The organism is Paenibacillus sp. E194 (genome assembly GCF_000935845.1).
Classification (GTDB): Bacteria; Bacillota; Bacilli; order Paenibacillales; family Paenibacillaceae; genus Paenibacillus_B; species Paenibacillus_B alvei_B.
Genome location: NZ_JMDX01000140.1, coordinates 1 through 16458, shown reverse-complemented (window position 1 = coordinate 16458; position 16458 = coordinate 1). Strand labels below are relative to the sequence as shown.

Genomic DNA, 16458 nt, shown 5'->3' with positions numbered 1-16458 from the left:
GTCTACAGATGAGCGCAAGCTGTACGACCTGATCGCGCGGCGTTATCTGGCACTGTTCCTGCCTGCAGCGAAGTACGAGCAAGTCGCAGTTACCATCGAGATTGGCGGTGAACGCCTATATGCGAAGGGTCGCACGATGCTGGACAGCGGCTGGCGCCAAGCCTATGAAGGCGATTGGGACGATGCGTCCTCGAATGAGGATCAAGAGCACGACAATCAATCGGCGTGGAATAAGGATCAGCGTCTCCCGAGCTTGACGCAAGGGGAGAAGTTTGCAGTCAAGCGGGTCATGACACGCAGAGACCGCACCAAGCCGCCGGCACGCTATACGGAAGCGACTTTGCTGACACAGATGGAGAAACACGGCCTGGGTACGCCAGCAACTCGTGCGGATATTATTGAGAAGCTGGTATCTTCGGATACGATTGAGCGCCAAGGAGCTTCACTTCAACCGACTGGCAAGGGAGAGCAGTTGATTCGCCTTACCTCTGAACAACTGCGTTCACCGGAGCTTACTGCACGATGGGAGCGGGAATTGGAGCGCATTGCCCGCGGCGAAGCGCGCACATCATCGTTCATGAATCAGATTCGGGATATGACCGAGCAGTTGGTCAAAGAAGTGAAGACGAGCAGCGCCGAGTACAAACCGCATAATTTGACGAATCGTCATTGCCCGGAATGCGGCTCACGTCTGATGGAACGGAAGTCGAAACGCGGAACACGCCTTATCTGCTCCAGCAAGTCTTGTGAATACAAGCGTTCTGACGAGAAGCAATTGTCGAATCGCCGCTGTCCGCAATGCCATAAGAAGATGGAGCTCAAGATCGGCAAGGCAGGCAAGTATGTGCAGTGTCTCGCATGCAATATTACAGAGAAGCTGGAAGAGGGCGGGGGCAAGGCTCGCAAGCATGAGACACGGAATTTGATTAAGAAATACGAGAAGCAGGAGTCAATCGGAAACAGTCTAGGTGATCTGCTGAAGGCAGCGATGGCGAAGCAGGAGGAGCAGTAAAAGCTGCAAGAGCTGCAAGATCTGCAAGAGCAGTAAATAGATAAAAGTGACCATTGTGCTTACAGGGGACTTCGAATTGAGTCAAACAATAGCGAATGGTGTTGAACCGTAAACAGTGACATCATACTTGTAAAATGAAGTGGCTTAGGAGGGTCGTATGGCCTATATGAGCATATGCTTCATTTTCATAGATAGGCCCTCTGTACCGATTCTTCGTGGCTAGAGGGCCTTTTTGTTAACTTTTTCATAGTCTTGTAACCATTTTCTTGAAATGGTAACAACATTGTCTCTATTTTTTGATAAAATATAGTTAGTTGTAATGTTTCTGTAATGCCCTAATGGTAGATTTATATTATAGTAGTTGTCGAAACAAGTCGCTAGAAGGAAGTGGATAAGGATAATGATGGATCGAGGTGTGGTGTCGGCCGGCAACCGTCGCCGTAAAAAACGCAAAAAGTTAATTGGACGCACCGTATTGCTCATGCTTCTTGTCGCCGTCGGCGTCGGAATATACGCTGGAGCGAAGAGCTTGCTCGGATCAGACTCAGCATCTGGCAGCGAATTGATCGTGACAGAAGTCGTTCCATTTGGAACAGCAGCACAAGTATCACAAGAGAAGGAATCACCGAAGGAGTATAACGGCTTAACGCGCAAGGTCGCTTACTTGACATTTGACGACGGGCCGAGCAAATATTCCAATGATATGATGGACTTATTGGATAAGCATAATATTAAAGCTACTTATTTTATGCTTGGCGATAACATGAGACAATACCCAGATGCCGTGAAGCGCATGATGAAAGATGGACATTACCCAGGACTTCACAGTATGACACATGATTATGCGAAGCTGTACAAGAGCGGCGGCTCACAGAACTTCATTAATGAATTCAAGGAAGCGCAGGGAATCGTTGAAGAATTGACAGGCTTCAAGCCTACGATGATTCGTGCCCCATATGGCAGCGCTCCGCAAATTGGTGAGTCATTCCGTAAGGATATCGCAGATGCAGGTTTCAAAATGTGGGATTGGACACTCGACTCCTGGGATTGGAAATATATCGGTCAACCAAATCGAGTATTAGAGCAAGTAAAGGTAGGTCTAACGGAAGATGTCGAGGTTATTTTGCTTCATGATCGTCAGCAGACCTTAGATGCATTGCCAGCCATTATTGATTACATTCAAAGCAAGGGCTACGAGTTCGAAGTGTACGACCCGAATGCGCATTTCGTATGCAATTTCCATCACGACAAACGATTGTAGCATAGGGATAGGAGGTTAACACATTGGCTAGTTGGAAAAAGCTAACCGCCGCTGTCGCGTTGGCATCCGTTCTGCTTATCGGCTTGACTGGATGCGGCGCTGCACCGACGACACAAATATTTGAAGGCTTCGAGAAGGCATCCGCAGCGGAAGCGGACGTTGCTGAAGCGGTGAAGACGCTAAGCACGCTGGAGGCGAAGGATAGTAAGCAATACAACAACATCCTGTCTCAGGGCAAGCAGGACAATCGCAATGTACAGACGCTGATCGACAATTCGAGCAAGTCGCTTGAAGAGCGGACACAGGCGATGGATCAACTGAAGAGTATGCTGGACGACGCTCGCAAGAAGATGGGCGAGCTCGAAGGCGCAATCAGCAATTTGAAGGAAGAAGGCTTGAAGAAGCAAGCAACAGAGGCATACAACGCTTATGTGAAGCGCTACGAAACCTTCACTTCCATGTACGAGAAGTATGGGAAATGGATTCAGCAAGAGCAAGCCTTGTATAACGAGCTGAAGCAGAAGGATACGAAGCTGAAGACGATTACGAAGGCTGTATCTGATCGCAATGAGGCTTATCGTCAGGTTGAGCAGTTGAAGATCCAGTTCAATGACTATACGAAATCGTTCAATACGAAGAAGTCTGAATTCTACAAAGAGGCAGGAATGCAAGTAACTGGCACAGAGAAGACAGAAGGCGAAGGTGCAACTTCGTAAGTGATACGAAGTGGAGCCGGGCATACCGAGTTAGCAAGAAGCTGCCTAACGTTATAAGAGAATTACCCTTATCGTTTAGAAAAGAGAAGACCGTTCCGAAGCAGCTGGACTGCTTTGGAACGGTCTTTTTGTATCGTACAAGCTTCGAAATCGAACAAGTAAACACATGGGATGAGCTCTATCTCTAGCTCCAAGTTCGGTGCACAAAGTCTGCCACTATGAGAAAGATAACGTAAGAGACAAGAGCCGATGCAATATACGTTATCCCTACCTTGATTCGCTGCTGGAATAGGCGCACAACGCCAAGACTAAGCAGCGGACAGACGATGAGCAGGAAAAATAGGATCGTTACGAACAATTGTGGCGAGATTGAACTGATATCTACATACGTCATGGATATACACCTCTTTATAAGCGTTACTATCAAGCAAGACAGTTATCGATCGTCTAACCTGAATCAATGGTCTTCCTACCCGGCAGTGTGATAAGGATCACAGTTTCTATTATATCGATTTCACAGCCGTTCGTCTGTTAATTCGCTTCCAATATTAAGGCGATTTCAAGGCGAAATCATGGCGATGGAAAGAGTTGCAAGCGAGCATTGACAGGTTCGAATCACGGATTGTACGATGTGATGGTATATGTGTGAACCAAGATAAGATGAAAGGATATCTTCACACAAATGGTGGATGGCATCATGCTATAATCGAAATACGACATATGAGTATATTTAGAAATGTAAGCAATTACAAAAAAACAAATAGAAAGAATGGAGAAGGCGAGGAGAGCAATTGATGATGCAGTATATGGTTGGGATTGATCTGGGCGGAACGAACATTGTATGTGGGTTGGTCAATACGCAATATGAGCTGATAGCCAAGGTGAAGCGGCCGACAGAGGTTGATCTTGGTGTAGAGCATGTATTGAATAAAATGTCTGATATGGTTGATGAACTGTTCGTCACGGCAGGGGTGGATCGCAGTCTTCTGTTAGCGGTTGGAGCTGGGATTCCGGGCTTCATCGATCCAGTGCGCGGCGTATGTGTGTTTGCATCCAACTTGAAGTGGGACAACGTAGATGTATCTGGTCGGCTTGGTGCTAAGGTAGGCGTGCCAGTCTTTATTGATAATGATGTTCGTATGTACGTATTTGGTGAGGCGATGAACGGTGCAGGACGCGATGCAGGAGTTGTGCACGGGGTCACGATTGGTACGGGGCTTGCGGCTGCGACAGTTGTCAATGGAGAGCTTCACTATGGAAGCGGGTTTATGGCAGGCGAATTGGGGCATGTAGCGATTGATGGCGAGACGACGCCATGCGGCTGCGGCTTGACGGGCTGTCTAGAGACTGTCGTATCCGCCACTGGCATTGCGCGACAAGCGAAGGAAGCGCTTGAGCAGGGTCGCGAGAGCTTGCTGCGCACATCATTTGAGCGCGGTGAACTGACCGCAGCCCACGTCTCTCAGGCTTACGATAAAGGCGATGAGCTCGCAATCGAGATTATGACGCATACAGGGCAGGTACTTGGTAAGGGTTTGGCGTATTCCATCTCGCTGCTCAGCCCGGATATGATTGTAATCGGCGGCGGCGGTGCACTTGCAGGTGAACGTATTATGAAGCCTGTACGAGACATCTTGAAGCGTTATGTATATCACGGTTATTTGGAGCGTTTGATGATACGCCAAGGAGAGCTGATTGATGACGGAGGCGTTATTGGGAGTGCAGCCTTTGCGAAAAGCCGTGCAGAGAAGCTCGGACACGTGTCTGTATAAGAGCAACTAGAAATCGAGGAAGAGAGACAAGATAATCGGGAGGAACGGGTAACGATGTCGGATCGAGATGTTCTGAATTTTCCCTACGGTGCTGATATCACCGAGCGAATGCTTCAAGAGCGCATTGTCGCAATATTCCGCGGCTATACAGGAGAACTTGCTAATAGAGCGGCAGAGGCGTTGGTGGCAGGCGGCATTCAATTCATGGAAGTGACGATGAATACAGAGCAAGCTACAGCGATTATCTCCCATTGGCGTGAGCGATTTGCGGGGCGGGCCTATATCGGTGCAGGCACAGTGATTGATTTGCCCTCGGCTCGTGAAGCATTGGAATGCGGAGCGCAGTTCCTCATCTCTCCGAATTTGGATGAAGAAGTAATCGCATATGCAGCTGAGCGTGGAATCGATGTATGGCCTGGAGTACTAACACCTACTGAGATTATACGAGCGTGGAAGGCAGGGGCGAAGGCCGTCAAGCTATTCCCGCTTGGTACATTGGGGCCTGAATACATCCGAGAGATCCGAGGTCCTCTTGATCACATTCCGATCATTGCAACAGGAGGAGTCGACTTACATACGATATCCGCATACGGAACTGCAGGAGCATCCGCTTTCGGGCTTGGTTCCAAGCTTCTCCTCAAGGAATATATGAATTCGGGCAATGATGAAGCCCTCACTGCAAATGCAATTCAGTTCGTTGAAGCGGTTCGCAAGCTTGATCCCGTTCGGCGATGACCAGAAATCCATAGAGCGTGGAACGGGTGTGAAATCATGTGATTGCGAGAATGATATACATACATCTGAATTCGAACCAATTCTAAGGTAATGGTATAAAGAGAGGCGAATCCTATGGCTATGCTGTGGACATATGGAATAGGCACACTCGTGCTAGCCGGCAGTGCCGCAAGCGGTACTTGGATGCTTGCGGTGAAGAGTCAGTCCCCACGTCCGATTCCGATACATAAGGAACCGGAACGTCCCTTCGATCGAGTGGTGTTCGAAGGGACTGCATCCCTGCAAGGGTGGTTCCTATGGGGCAAAGGGAACTCCCCTGCGAAGCGGGCGCCGGTTATCGTAATCTCGCACGGATGGGGATCAAACCGAGCGAGAGTGATGAGGTATGCGATCCCGCTGGTAGATGCAGGTTTCAATGTATTGGTCTATGACGTGACAAGTCACGGAGAGAGCGGGGCCGTAAAGGCACCATCGGCGCTGTTATTCCGTGATGATATGCTGGCCGCAGTCCGCTATGTACGTCAAAGGCCGGATGTAGATCCGGATCGGATTGCAGTCCTCGGCCATTCCTTGGGCGGCTTCGGTGCGGTTTTGGCCCTTGAGGAAGGGCTGAACGTAAGGGCAATTGTAACGGATTCCATGCCATCCCGCCCGCTGTCTCTGGTGGAAGCTGAGCTTAAAAGACGTAAGCTGCCAGCATTCCCGCTGGCAGTGGTCATACCGCGTATATGGTTATATCGCTCCCGCATCCCTGTTGCGGTATACGACGGCTTGGATGTAGGTCAAATCTTATCCGACCATCATGTGCGGACGGCAGGCAGGATCCCCATCTATATGGTTCATTCTCGACTTGATGGATTTATTCCTCCTAGTGAGCTTGAACAGCTTGTTGAACGCTTACCGTATGAGCAATCGCATCTCTTTGTTGATACGAACGGACATAGCTGTTCGGAGACCGATTCGCGCTTCTGGGCGGAAGTGATTCCATTCTTCAAGCGTCAATTGGATATATAGGGATAAGCAAGCCCATCTCTGCCCTCTAAGGCTTGACCTTCGGAGGAGAGATGGGCTTGTATGTTTTAGGTACACCGAGAACAACTTTTTTCATTTTTTTATAGGCAAATGCTGCATCGGTTCGCTACCCCTCGTCATATTCTTCATGTTCGGATCGCAACAATCCTTCGAAATGCGATGCAATTCCCGGCTCTTGCTGCCGCAGCATGTCGAGCACGACAGAAAGGCAGCGAATCCACACTTGCGATTAGCATGCTATAACTAGACAGCATTTGCGATAGTGCTATGTTACGCTACCTAGCACACATAGGCGGAGGTTCTCCGCTGATGCGAAGGTGGTGAAGGCATGTACATCGATTCACAGACTCCATCGCGCCTACAGCGAGTGAGGCAGAGGCGTGCGAGGAGATGGATTCGATTCCCTAGAGTCTCTATATTCCGGATGTTGATGCTGGGAAGTATTCTGTTGGGAATCATGGTTGGTTTCGCCTTATGGCCTACGGTTGAGGCACGGTCTTCTATGGTCACATTACATAGTCAATCAGAGATGAATCAATGGCTGAGCGAGCAGTTCACTCGCAGAGAAACGGCAATTTCATTTCGATACGAAGGTGACACGAAGTCCTTAACGGAGATGACAGGCAAGTCTTTGTCGGCAGCATTATACTCGGATCCGTTCATTCGGTATAACGTCAGCAGGTACTCCTATCAATGGAAAGGCAGTACAGATTCTGCAGTCGTCAATGTGTATGTGGACTACCGTGAGACGTACGAACAGTCACAGTATGTAAGGGAGCAAGCCAAGGCAATCGTAGGAAACATAACGAGTCCAGGACAATCCCCTCATATCAAAGTAAAAGCGATTCATGATTATATTGTCAGTCATGTGATCTATGATGAGAGTATGACGAAATTTACTGCCTATGAGGCGCTAACGGAAGGTACAACCGTGTGCCAAGGATATGCACTGCTCATGCAGGCTATGCTTGAAGAGGCGAACATTCCATCTAAGATTATCGAGGGTAAGGCGGGCGGATTGCTCCATGCATGGAACCTGATTGAACTTGATGGGAAATGGTATCATGTTGATGCGACATGGGACGACCCGCTTCCGGATCGAGGCAAGCAAGTACGCTACACGTACTATATGCGTACCGATGCGGAGATGAGAACCGATCATAACTGGAATGAGAGTAAGGAGCTTCCGAAGGCGAACGACCCTTATGAGCATGCTTTGAATCAGATGCGTCAAGGAACGGACAAGAGCCTGCGCTCATTCGTTACAGAGTTGGAGCGCGGCTGGAGTGCGGATGTACTGCTTCCAGAACGTCAGGTCAAGGATGTAGAGGGGCTAGTAGAACGCTATCGGTCTGCGCAGAAGGCGAGCCGGGTGCAGTTCCAGATTCGCTATATAGGCAGCGAGCTGGAGCTGCGTGCTGACCTGCATGATATGATGGACAAGCTAGGATTGTCTACTCCGTTCGAATACAGAGTATCTACGTTGAATAACAGTGATGACCTACTTGTCGATATTCAGCTTCAGAAATAAGGGGACAGAACATCAGCATAAGAGCTGGTGTGGGAATTCTGAACTCACATTAGGAATTCACAACACGAATGAATCTAGAGGAATGAATACAGGAGTTTCACTACCCGAAGAAGCGGTGGGACTACGTAACAAAGGCCCTGCTTTACGCAACCAAATGCGTGAAGCAGGGCCTTATTTCATAGACGATATGGAGATTGATTATTTATGGTCGAACTTGCACTCTTCGAGTGGGATGACCTTCGTCCGATGCTTGACCTTGTAGCCGAACCATATGATCAGGAAGAGCGGCAGACCAATGTAGGTCATCAACAACCCTTGCCAGTCGATTGCTTCTCCGAGGAAGGCTTGATAATTCTGACCAAGTACGACGAACATACAAAGTGCGAAGGCGAAAATCGGACCGAACGGGAAGAAGCGGGCACGATAAGGCAGCTCCTTCAGGTCATGGCCTTGCTTGTTGAATGCTCGTCGGAACCGGTAATGACTGACTGCAATGCCTAGCCAAGCAATGAATCCACACATGCCGGATGCACTCAGCAACCACGTATAGACAATCCCATCTCCGAAAAAGCTGGCTAGGAATGCCATCATGCCGATGATGCTGGTCATAATAAGCGCATTGACCGGTACGCCGCGCTTGTTCAGCTTGCCAAGGAACTTCGGCGCCTTGCCTTCTTTAGCAAGCACCCAGAGCACACGTGTGGAAGCATACATGCCGGAGTTGCCTGCGGACAATACCGATGACAGGATAACTGCATTCATCACCGAAGCGGCGAATGCAAATCCGGCCTTCTCAAATACGAGCGTGAACGGGCTCGCATTGATGTTGTTCACTTCACTGGTCAATAAACTTGGATGTGTATATGGAATGATCATTGCAATAACGAATATCGCCAGAACATAGAATAGCAAAATGCGCCAGAATACTTGGCGAATCGCTCGCGGTACACTCTCGCTTGGATTTTCGCTTTCGCCGGCGGCAACACCGACGAGTTCTGTCCCTTGGAACGAGTACCCAGCAACCATAAATACACCAAGAATCGCAAAGAATCCGCCATGGAATGGCGCATCTCCGATATGGAAGTTCTCGAATCCGATACGTTCTCCGCCGATGATGCCGAATATCATCAATACGCCAGTAACTAGGAAGATGATGACGGTCGAGATTTTAATTATTGCGAACCAATATTCAGACTCTCCGTACCCTTTAACGGAGATGAAATTCAATAAGAAGATGATGCTTAAGAACAGGAAGCTCCATATGAAAGAGTTGCTGTTCGGGAACCAATATTTAATGATAAGCGTAGCTGCGACTAACTCCGATGCGATCGTGATTGCCCAGTTGAACCAGAAGTTCCAGCCAAGCGCAAATCCGAATGCAGGATCTACAAATCGCGAAGCATATGTGCTGAATGAGCCGGAATCCGGCATGTAGGTCGCCAGCTCGCCAAGACTTGTCATTAAGAAATATACCATGATGCCGACTGCAGCATAAGCGAGAAGCGCACCTCCAGGACCAGCCTGTGCAATGGCGCCGCCGCTGGCAAGGAACAATCCAGTGCCAATTGAGCCGCCAAGCGCAATCATGGTGAGGTGGCGTGTCTTCAGGCTTCTGCGAAGCCCTTGATCGTTGTGTTGCTTACTCATGTTGCTCACTCCTGTTCTAATCTTAGTATTACCGGAAAGGAGCGGAGAACATAAAAAAACCGCTGAAGCGTATACGTTCAAACGGTTTGACCGTCCCCATCATACCCTTCCTTAAAGATAGCGCATCATACGTAGACGGGTAATCTGCGTATGACAGTGTCGTGCCTATTCGACAGCGACCCCAGCACGCGTCCCTGAAGCGGGTTACGCGAACTTCGGCGGTTGTTCCTTCCCATTCGAATCATTGGCTTCTTCCTGCCTCCGCGAATGTACTCTTAACAACCGCAACCTCTACCTCATCGTGGAATAGGATGAGGATTTGTTGCACTATGAAGATGGACAAGCCATCATTGTTACTTATATTTGCTAAGTATAAATGAAACGAAGCGGTAAGTTCAATGTTAAAAAGTAGAAATCTGATCTATGTAGGTTGTGTACGAATTTAAACATTTGAGCTGAATCATCCAAAAATATTTTTAAAAAGGAATTTTACTCCTTGCAAGCGGTTTCTTGCATGGTATAAGATGGATAAAAAGAGAGTGCAAGTTGGGAAACATCTATACGAACCAATAGAGACAGACATTTTAGGGAGGCATGGGAAATGAAGAAGGTTACTGTAGCATTGCTTGGAGCCGGTCAACGCGGGGAAATCTATACGGATTATGCGATTGGCCGTTCGTATGAAATGGAAGTTGTCGCTGTGGCAGATCCGAGCGCAGCCCGCCGTCAGCGTATTGCCGATAAGCACGGCATTCCTACAGAACGCCAATTTTCCTCTTGGGAAGAATTATTCTCTCAGCCGAAGCTTGCTGACGCTGTGTTTATTTGTACACAAGATAAGATGCACTATGAACCTACGATGGCAGCACTAGGAGCAGGCTATCATGTGATGCTGGAGAAGCCCATGTCTCCAGAGCCAGTAGAGTGTATTAAGATGGGGCAGGAAGCGAAGAAGAGAGGCCTTGTCTTCTCGATCTGTCATGTACTGCGTTACACGAACTTCTTCGCTACACTCAAGCAGATGTTGGAAGAGGGAAGAATCGGCCGCCTTATGTCCATTCAGCATAATGAAAATGTTGCTTACTGGCATCAGGCGCACAGCTTCGTGCGCGGCAATTGGAGCAATTCGGCACAGTCCTCTCCAATGATTCTGCAAAAGTCCTGTCATGATATGGACATCCTGTTGTGGCTTGCTGGTGCTGAGTGTACCCACATCTCTTCCTTCGGCACATTGTCGCACTTCCGCCCAGAAGGTGCGCCGGAAGGCGCAACGAAGCGCTGTCTGGATGGGTGTCCTGTCGCTGATGAGTGCCCATACTATGCGCCGAAGTGGTATTTGACGGATGATATTGGCTGGCCGACATCAGTTATTGCGGATGATATGAGCTATGAATCTCGCCTCCAGGCCTTGAAGGAAGGCCCATATGGCCGCTGCGTGTACCACTGCGACAATGATGTTGTTGACCATCAAGTGGTGAATATGGAATTCGCGAACGAGGTAACCGCGGTATTCACTATGACGGCGTTCACTTACGACTCCGGTCGTACGTTGAAGTTGATGGGAACGACTGGGGAAATTCGTGCTCACATGGAGAAGAATGAGATTGAAATCATTCATTTCAAAAATGGCTTCAGAGAGCTGCTCAGCCTGCAATCACCAGGCGGACATGTTGGACATGGCGGCGGTGACCAAGGTCTCGTAAAGGACTTCTTGAGGCTGGTTGAAGCGGACGGCGCATTGCAAGGACGTACATCCGCTGATATATCTGTCCAAAGCCATATGATGTCATTTGCGGCGGAGAAGGCGCGCATAGAGAAGCGTACTATCTCTATTGAAGAGTTCGTCCGCGAGCAATTGGCGAACGAAGCAGAGCCTGCAATGAACTAATTCTATTTGTAAATGTCAGAAGCTCTCCGGATTACTCACGGAGAGCTTTTTCTAATGTAAGGGTTTCTTGTTGATGATCCCATTCTAGTCGAATACGAATAGGTTCTTGAAGTTGTTTTAACCCTTTAATCCGGTATTCGTAATGTGCGGCATAATGTGAAGAGTTAAGATCAGATATAGAATCAGAGCGTTCAAACTCCGGACTTGTGAGACGGAACGATACTTCCTGTATATGCTGTTCTGATCCATGATACTTCATATCCAGCGTAAATGATTCCGTATCTTTTGCTTGAGTAAGATGCACGTCCCAATCTAGGCTTGCTGCCTTATAAATGGTGGTCTCTTGCGTGCATCCGACTAGTGCTGGGAGTAAGCATCCGAGCATCATAATGGTAATGAATCCTCGTCGTAGATACATCATGATAGACCTACCTTTCATTGTTGTTGAATGAGAAGGGCAAGGGGAAGGAGTCTTATTCGAGTTAGAATATGAATACACCTCCTATAATATGGAATACATTATACCATAATGGACAGTAATGCCGATGTAATCGAGGCAATAAAACAGGCTGACTCTGTACCTAACAGAATCAGCCCTAAAGAGCAGTTAAATAATTTGAATTTGGAAAGGTTACTCACGAGTAATCTAGGTTTCTCGCGATTTGACCTTGACTTAACCGATCGACTGCTTCATAAAGCGTGGGTACTGTACCCATGCGAGCACAAGTGCAGAGATTCCGATACCGAGCAGAATTATTGCATTCAGCCATACATCCTGTACATGAGCGCCGTGGGAAATGATGCGCTTCAGTGCATCCTGCGCCCAATATTGAGGAAGCAATTGTCCAATCGTCTGCATGAACTTCGGCATCATTTCATGTGGGAACCACAGTCCGCCAATCATCGCACCGCCAAGCGCGATCAATTGGGTAATGGCAAGCCCTTGATTCTCGCCCTTAGCGATAAGGGAAATGAAGAGGCCAAGACCCGTTACACAGATACCAAGTGCTGCGACGACTAATGCGATGGCGAGCACATCGCCGAGCTGCATGCCATAAACGAAGTGTCCGAACGCCAACAGTACCGCGCTTTGGAAGAGAACAACGATAATATAAGGAACCCACATGCCGACTAAATAGTTGAGCGGTTTCATTGGTGTGCTGCACAGGCGCGCCGTCATCCCGCTTTCTTTGTCCCGAATGAAGCGGCGAACCATCGAGATAATAATGAAGAACACGAACATAACGGTATAACCAGGAACGACTTGACTAACCATATCAACAGGAACAACATTCTCCATCTGCTCCTTAACTACGAATGGCGGGGTGAAGATTTGCTTCATCTCTTTGCCCTGAATTCCTTTGGCTGCAAGCTTCTCCGCAGTGCTTACCTGACGCTGCTCATCGACGATTCGTCCAAGCACGGCTTTGATTGGGGCCGTTGAGGTATTGTCGTTCTCGTCGCGATAGAGTGTCATTTCAGCAGAGCCTTTGCCTGACTTCATGCTTGCTTCAAATCCTTGCGGAATGAGCAGGAGTGAGGATTGCTTGCCGTCACGTATACTTGTAATTTGTTGATCAAGCGTGCGTTCTATGTCTTCCTTTAGTTGAAAACCTTGTACTTTGGCTAACGATGCAACAATCGCTTTCGAGGCAGGAGACTGATCCTGATCGACATAATTTAACGTGATGCTGGAGTTCCCCATATTGCCGAACACAGAGGCAAACACCACGATGAAGATGACAGGCATAAGGATGAGCCAGAAGAAGGTACCCTTTTCCTTAAGCAGCAATTGGATTTCCTTGCGTGTGAAGCTGGTAATCATTCGAATTCTCCTCCTTGAATCGGTCTTGCGAATTCTTCGAACTCTAAAGCGCTATTACGCATCCCGCAGGGATGTACCAGTTAAGTTCAAGAACACTGTTTCTAAAGAAGGCTGCACGATTTCGAGACGAGTAACCTTCACTTGCTGCTGCAGGCAAAGCTCAGATATGCGGTTCATCGTTGTCAGCGTATCGTTAGTATCAATAATCCAGCCCTCTTCATGGGCAGTCACTGTGCCAGGAATCGAATCGAAGGAAATTGCTGTCTGCTTATCCGTTTCGACATATACGGAATTCGTGCCGTGCTGCGCGAGCAGTTCATGCAGAACGCCTTGGGCAATGACCGAGCCGTGGTCGATGATGGCGAGTTCCTCGCAGAGTGTTTCGACTTCTTCCATATAGTGAGTCGAGTAGATGATGGATACCCCTTCTTGCTTCAGCTTGCGAATCATCTCGAAGATATGATTGCGCGATTGTGGGTCAATGCCGACAGTAGGTTCATCCAGCACAAGCAGCTTCGGACGGTGGAGGAGTGCAGCAGCGATGTTCACGCGACGCATCATACCGCCAGAGAAGGTGCCAATGGCATCATTAGCGCGATCCAGAAGCCCGACCTGTGTTAATACGGTTGAGATGCGTTCCTTCAACTGGCTTCCTTTTAAGCCATACATTTCTCCAAAAAACTTCAAATTATCGTACGCACTGAGCTTCTCATACAAGGTGATGCCTTGGGGGACATAGCCGATTATGTTCCGCACCTTGGCAGCTTCTTTGACGGCATCGATTCCAAATACATGCAGAGCGCCACTATTCGGTTGGAGAATGCCGGAGATGATCTTCATCGTCGTCGATTTGCCAGCTCCGTTCGGGCCAAGCAGGCCGAAGCAAATTCCCGGACGGACTTGGAATGAAATACTGTTCAGTGCGGTGTGATTCCCGTACTTTTTGTGCAAATTCGATACATCAATAGCCAATGTCATCTTAATTGAACCTCCTTGAGTTAACCCTCCACTTGTTTGTTCATCAGAACGGTTGCTGCGCTTATAAGAATTCCAGACAAGAGAATAATGCCAAGCGCAATCAACCAGAAATCGTGAGACTGAACGGTAAAAATCTCATTCGGATTCTGCGCAAGTTGGAGCTTGTTGAGATGTGGTGATTCCAAGATCCAGAACAGGGAATTCCCCGAAAAACCATATATAATCCACAGCATCGGCGTTAACGGCTTCAAGCGAGAACGACTGACCACTCCTGTAAGCGTACCGAAAGCGGTCATGAACGGAATGACCATCATGATTACTCCGAACCAGATCGCCGATGTCTGCATGAAGGCGGCAAGACTGTGAAAATCAAAGTTTCCTTTTAAGATTAACGCATAGGCAACGAACAGCTGGGCACCGACCCAGAAGATAATATGCATGATAACTGCTGTACAAATGCTAGCTGCATACTTCGATAGGATAAGCGATCTCCTTGGATAAGGGAGTGTCAGCCACCATCCGGCAGTACCGTTTTTCCATTCCCGTATAACGATACCAAATGCAATGATGAATGTAATATACGGGAAGCCAAAGGACATAAACATGATCGAGTATGGATCAAGATTGTCAGCAAATACAGCTGCAAAAATGAGTCCGATGAGGATGCCTGCTGCAACGTAGAACATCCACCATTTGTTCGAATGTTTGGCTGAGTTTCTGCGGCGGAATTCATCCTTCATTAGAAATAAAAAGGTACTTGTATTCATCCAAATTCTCCTCTCTTAACGGTATAGGGTGCGGTAGACTGATTCCATTGAGCCTTGTTCACTGCGTAGCTGCTCAACATCCCCCTCCAACACCACTTGGCCGTTATCCATGAATACCACGTAGTCGAACAAGCTCTCCGCTTCGTGAATTTCATGTGTGCTAATTAACACGGTCTGCTCACGTTCTGCTAAGTTATCGATGATCGCTGAAATAATGCGTTCTCGCGATATGAGATCAATACCGGAGAACGGTTCATCCAGCACGAGGAGAGGAACATTTCGTGCCATACACATGCTTAGCATAAGCCGTGCTTCTTGTCCCTTGGACATGCCCTGCACAGGCATATCCGACTGTAATTTCATGAAGGAGATGAGTTCCTCTGCCCGCTTCCGGTCGAACCCAGGCCATAGGTGCTCTGCCCAATCCAGTGCTTGTTTGACCGAATGTTTTTCGAACCAGCGCGCCCGGTCAGGCAAATAAGCGATGTCCTTGTTCGTCTCCCAGCTTGGCTTGCGCCCGAGCACCTCAACCGTTCCTTGTTCCGGTTGAACCAAGCCGGCGATCATGCGGAACAAGGTGGATTTGCCTGCACCGTTCGCTCCAAGAATCCCTACAACCTTGCCCGCTGGGATCTCGAGAGAAAAGTCATGGAGGGCGAGCTTCTTCCCATACCGCTTCGTAATATGATCGACTCGTATCGCAGTGGACTGACTCATATTTCCTTACCTCCCTCATGCGTTAATAGGTGTTGAATATCGTCCAATGTAAATCCTATGCTGTACATCTTCGTTAAAAACTCCTGTATCGCTTCTTCCGCTAAAGAAGTTCGTACACTCGCAACAGCTTCTGCGTTCGACGTAATAAACGTTCCTTGTCCTCGGCGTGTCTCTGTAAGCTGATCCCGTTCGAGCTCTTGGTAAGCGCGCATGACGGTATTCGGTGTAATTTTGAGCGATTGCGCAAGTTCCCTTACCGAAGGAATTTTCTCACCCAATGCGATCTCTCCTTTCGCGATGGAGCTTCGGATTTGATTAAGTACTTGTTCGTAGAGTGGTTTGCTTAGGTCCAACGTGAATCGCATTCCGCCAACCATCACGTCATTCAATGAGCTCCCTCCTTTGGTGTATCAGTTGTATACAGTGTATTATATCACTTGATACACTTAATACAATAGGGGTAAATGAAAAAATAGAAATAAATTTATGGACTCATGCAAATTAAGATAGGCGCGCATAATATGGGGTCTACCAAATGAAATAGGATCGTAAAAAAGAGCAGCGTTCCATTGCTTGT

The 16458-nt window shown here is 48.2% G+C and carries 16 protein-coding genes and 1 riboswitch; of the genes, 8 read left to right on the top strand and 8 right to left on the bottom strand.

All coding sequences use genetic code 11. The features are described 5' to 3' along the window. The 3 genes from AZ66_RS18490 to AZ66_RS18480 form a co-directional block, all read left to right on the top strand. On the top strand, positions 1-1012 hold a 1012-nt coding region (locus AZ66_RS18490; protein ID WP_044356176.1), incomplete at its 5' end, for a DNA topoisomerase. Positions 1013-1412: 400 nt separating this feature from the next. Next, complete coding sequence (locus AZ66_RS18485) at positions 1413-2273, top strand: polysaccharide deacetylase family protein (protein WP_231586944.1); 861 nt, start codon at positions 1413-1415, stop codon at positions 2271-2273. 23 nt (positions 2274-2296) lie between these two features. Beyond that, positions 2297-2989: a YkyA family protein gene (locus AZ66_RS18480; protein WP_044356175.1), complete on the top strand. Its 693-nt coding sequence runs from the start codon at positions 2297-2299 to the stop codon at positions 2987-2989. Between the two features lie 184 nt (positions 2990-3173). On the opposite strand, the gene AZ66_RS18475 is transcribed toward AZ66_RS18480, so the two are convergent. Beyond that, entirely contained in the window at positions 3174-3383 is a 210-nt protein-coding gene (locus AZ66_RS18475) for a hypothetical protein (RefSeq protein ID WP_021254746.1), read from the bottom strand. 403 nt (positions 3384-3786) lie between these two features. Here AZ66_RS18475 and AZ66_RS18470 point away from each other — a divergent pair, with 403 nt between their 5' ends. The 4 genes from AZ66_RS18470 to AZ66_RS18455 all read left to right on the top strand — a co-directional run bounded on the left by AZ66_RS18470 (position 3787) and on the right by AZ66_RS18455 (position 8059). Next, positions 3787-4761 (top strand): ROK family protein, encoded by a 975-nt coding sequence (locus AZ66_RS18470; protein WP_044356177.1) that lies wholly within the window; start codon positions 3787-3789, stop codon positions 4759-4761. Between the two features lie 54 nt (positions 4762-4815). Continuing rightward, on the top strand, positions 4816-5496 hold the full coding sequence (locus AZ66_RS18465) for a bifunctional 4-hydroxy-2-oxoglutarate aldolase/2-dehydro-3-deoxy-phosphogluconate aldolase (protein ID WP_044356174.1): 681 nt from the start codon (positions 4816-4818) through the stop codon (positions 5494-5496). A 114-nt stretch (positions 5497-5610) separates the two neighbouring features. Next, positions 5611-6510, top strand: coding sequence for an alpha/beta hydrolase (locus AZ66_RS18460; RefSeq protein WP_044356173.1), 900 nt, complete (start codon positions 5611-5613; stop codon positions 6508-6510). 346 nt (positions 6511-6856) lie between these two features. Continuing rightward, complete coding sequence (locus AZ66_RS18455) at positions 6857-8059, top strand: transglutaminase domain-containing protein (RefSeq protein WP_044356172.1); 1203 nt, start codon at positions 6857-6859, stop codon at positions 8057-8059. A gap of 198 nt (positions 8060-8257) precedes the next feature. On the opposite strand, the gene AZ66_RS18450 is transcribed toward AZ66_RS18455, so the two are convergent. Next, a complete protein-coding gene (locus tag AZ66_RS18450; RefSeq protein WP_021259541.1) occupies positions 8258-9706 on the bottom strand; it encodes an amino acid permease in 1449 nt (482 codons plus the stop codon). 110 nt (positions 9707-9816) lie between these two features. Further along, positions 9817-10008, bottom strand: a riboswitch (Lysine riboswitch). A 299-nt stretch (positions 10009-10307) separates the two neighbouring features. Here AZ66_RS18450 and AZ66_RS18445 point away from each other — a divergent pair. Then, the gene (locus tag AZ66_RS18445) at positions 10308-11594 is read left to right on the top strand and encodes a Gfo/Idh/MocA family protein (protein WP_044356171.1); all 1287 of its coding nucleotides are present in this window, start codon (positions 10308-10310) and stop codon (positions 11592-11594) included. Between the two features lie 31 nt (positions 11595-11625). Here AZ66_RS18445 and AZ66_RS18440 read toward each other — a convergent pair whose 3' ends face one another. The 6 genes from AZ66_RS18440 to AZ66_RS18415 form a co-directional block, all read right to left on the bottom strand. Further along, the gene (locus tag AZ66_RS18440) at positions 11626-12015 is read right to left on the bottom strand and encodes a hypothetical protein (protein WP_044356170.1); all 390 of its coding nucleotides are present in this window, start codon (positions 12013-12015) and stop codon (positions 11626-11628) included. A 252-nt stretch (positions 12016-12267) separates the two neighbouring features. Continuing rightward, positions 12268-13419 (bottom strand): ABC transporter permease, encoded by a 1152-nt coding sequence (locus tag AZ66_RS18435; RefSeq protein WP_044356169.1) that lies wholly within the window; start codon positions 13417-13419, stop codon positions 12268-12270. Between the two features lie 54 nt (positions 13420-13473). Then, entirely contained in the window at positions 13474-14397 is a 924-nt protein-coding gene (locus tag AZ66_RS18430) for an ABC transporter ATP-binding protein (RefSeq protein ID WP_044356168.1), read from the bottom strand. A gap of 20 nt (positions 14398-14417) precedes the next feature. After that, the gene (locus tag AZ66_RS18425) at positions 14418-15164 is read right to left on the bottom strand and encodes an ABC-2 transporter permease (RefSeq protein WP_021259536.1); all 747 of its coding nucleotides are present in this window, start codon (positions 15162-15164) and stop codon (positions 14418-14420) included. 15 nt (positions 15165-15179) lie between these two features. Then, positions 15180-15881 (bottom strand): ABC transporter ATP-binding protein, encoded by a 702-nt coding sequence (locus AZ66_RS18420; protein WP_021259535.1) that lies wholly within the window; start codon positions 15879-15881, stop codon positions 15180-15182. Beyond that, positions 15878-16270 carry a GntR family transcriptional regulator gene (locus AZ66_RS18415; protein WP_021259534.1) on the bottom strand — a complete coding sequence of 131 codons (393 nt, stop codon included), beginning with the start codon at positions 16268-16270 and terminating at the stop codon, positions 15878-15880. The genes AZ66_RS18420 and AZ66_RS18415 overlap by 4 nt, the downstream gene beginning before the upstream one ends. Positions 16271-16458 lie beyond the last annotated feature (188 nt).

Excerpts from the sequence above, each read along its gene's own strand:
- AZ66_RS18465 (WP_044356174.1), top strand. The coding sequence starts at position 4,816 with ATGTCGGATCGAGATGTTCTGAATTTTCCCTACGGTGCTGATATCACC.
- AZ66_RS18420 (WP_021259535.1), bottom strand. The coding sequence starts at position 15,881 with ATGAGTCAGTCCACTGCGATACGAGTCGATCATATTACGAAGCGGTAT.
- AZ66_RS18450 (WP_021259541.1), bottom strand. The coding sequence starts at position 9,706 with ATGAGTAAGCAACACAACGATCAAGGGCTTCGCAGAAGCCTGAAGACA.
- AZ66_RS18470 (WP_044356177.1), top strand. The coding sequence starts at position 3,787 with ATGCAGTATATGGTTGGGATTGATCTGGGCGGAACGAACATTGTATGT.
- AZ66_RS18455 (WP_044356172.1), top strand. The coding sequence starts at position 6,857 with ATGTACATCGATTCACAGACTCCATCGCGCCTACAGCGAGTGAGGCAG.
- AZ66_RS18440 (WP_044356170.1), bottom strand. The coding sequence starts at position 12,015 with ATGATGTATCTACGACGAGGATTCATTACCATTATGATGCTCGGATGC.
- AZ66_RS18475 (WP_021254746.1), bottom strand. The coding sequence starts at position 3,383 with ATGACGTATGTAGATATCAGTTCAATCTCGCCACAATTGTTCGTAACG.
- AZ66_RS18425 (WP_021259536.1), bottom strand. The coding sequence starts at position 15,164 with ATGAATACAAGTACCTTTTTATTTCTAATGAAGGATGAATTCCGCCGC.
- AZ66_RS18430 (WP_044356168.1), bottom strand. The coding sequence starts at position 14,397 with ATGACATTGGCTATTGATGTATCGAATTTGCACAAAAAGTACGGGAAT.
- AZ66_RS18445 (WP_044356171.1), top strand. The coding sequence starts at position 10,308 with ATGAAGAAGGTTACTGTAGCATTGCTTGGAGCCGGTCAACGCGGGGAA.
- AZ66_RS18485 (WP_231586944.1), top strand. The coding sequence starts at position 1,413 with ATGATGGATCGAGGTGTGGTGTCGGCCGGCAACCGTCGCCGTAAAAAA.
- AZ66_RS18435 (WP_044356169.1), bottom strand. The coding sequence starts at position 13,419 with ATGATTACCAGCTTCACACGCAAGGAAATCCAATTGCTGCTTAAGGAA.
- AZ66_RS18460 (WP_044356173.1), top strand. The coding sequence starts at position 5,611 with ATGGCTATGCTGTGGACATATGGAATAGGCACACTCGTGCTAGCCGGC.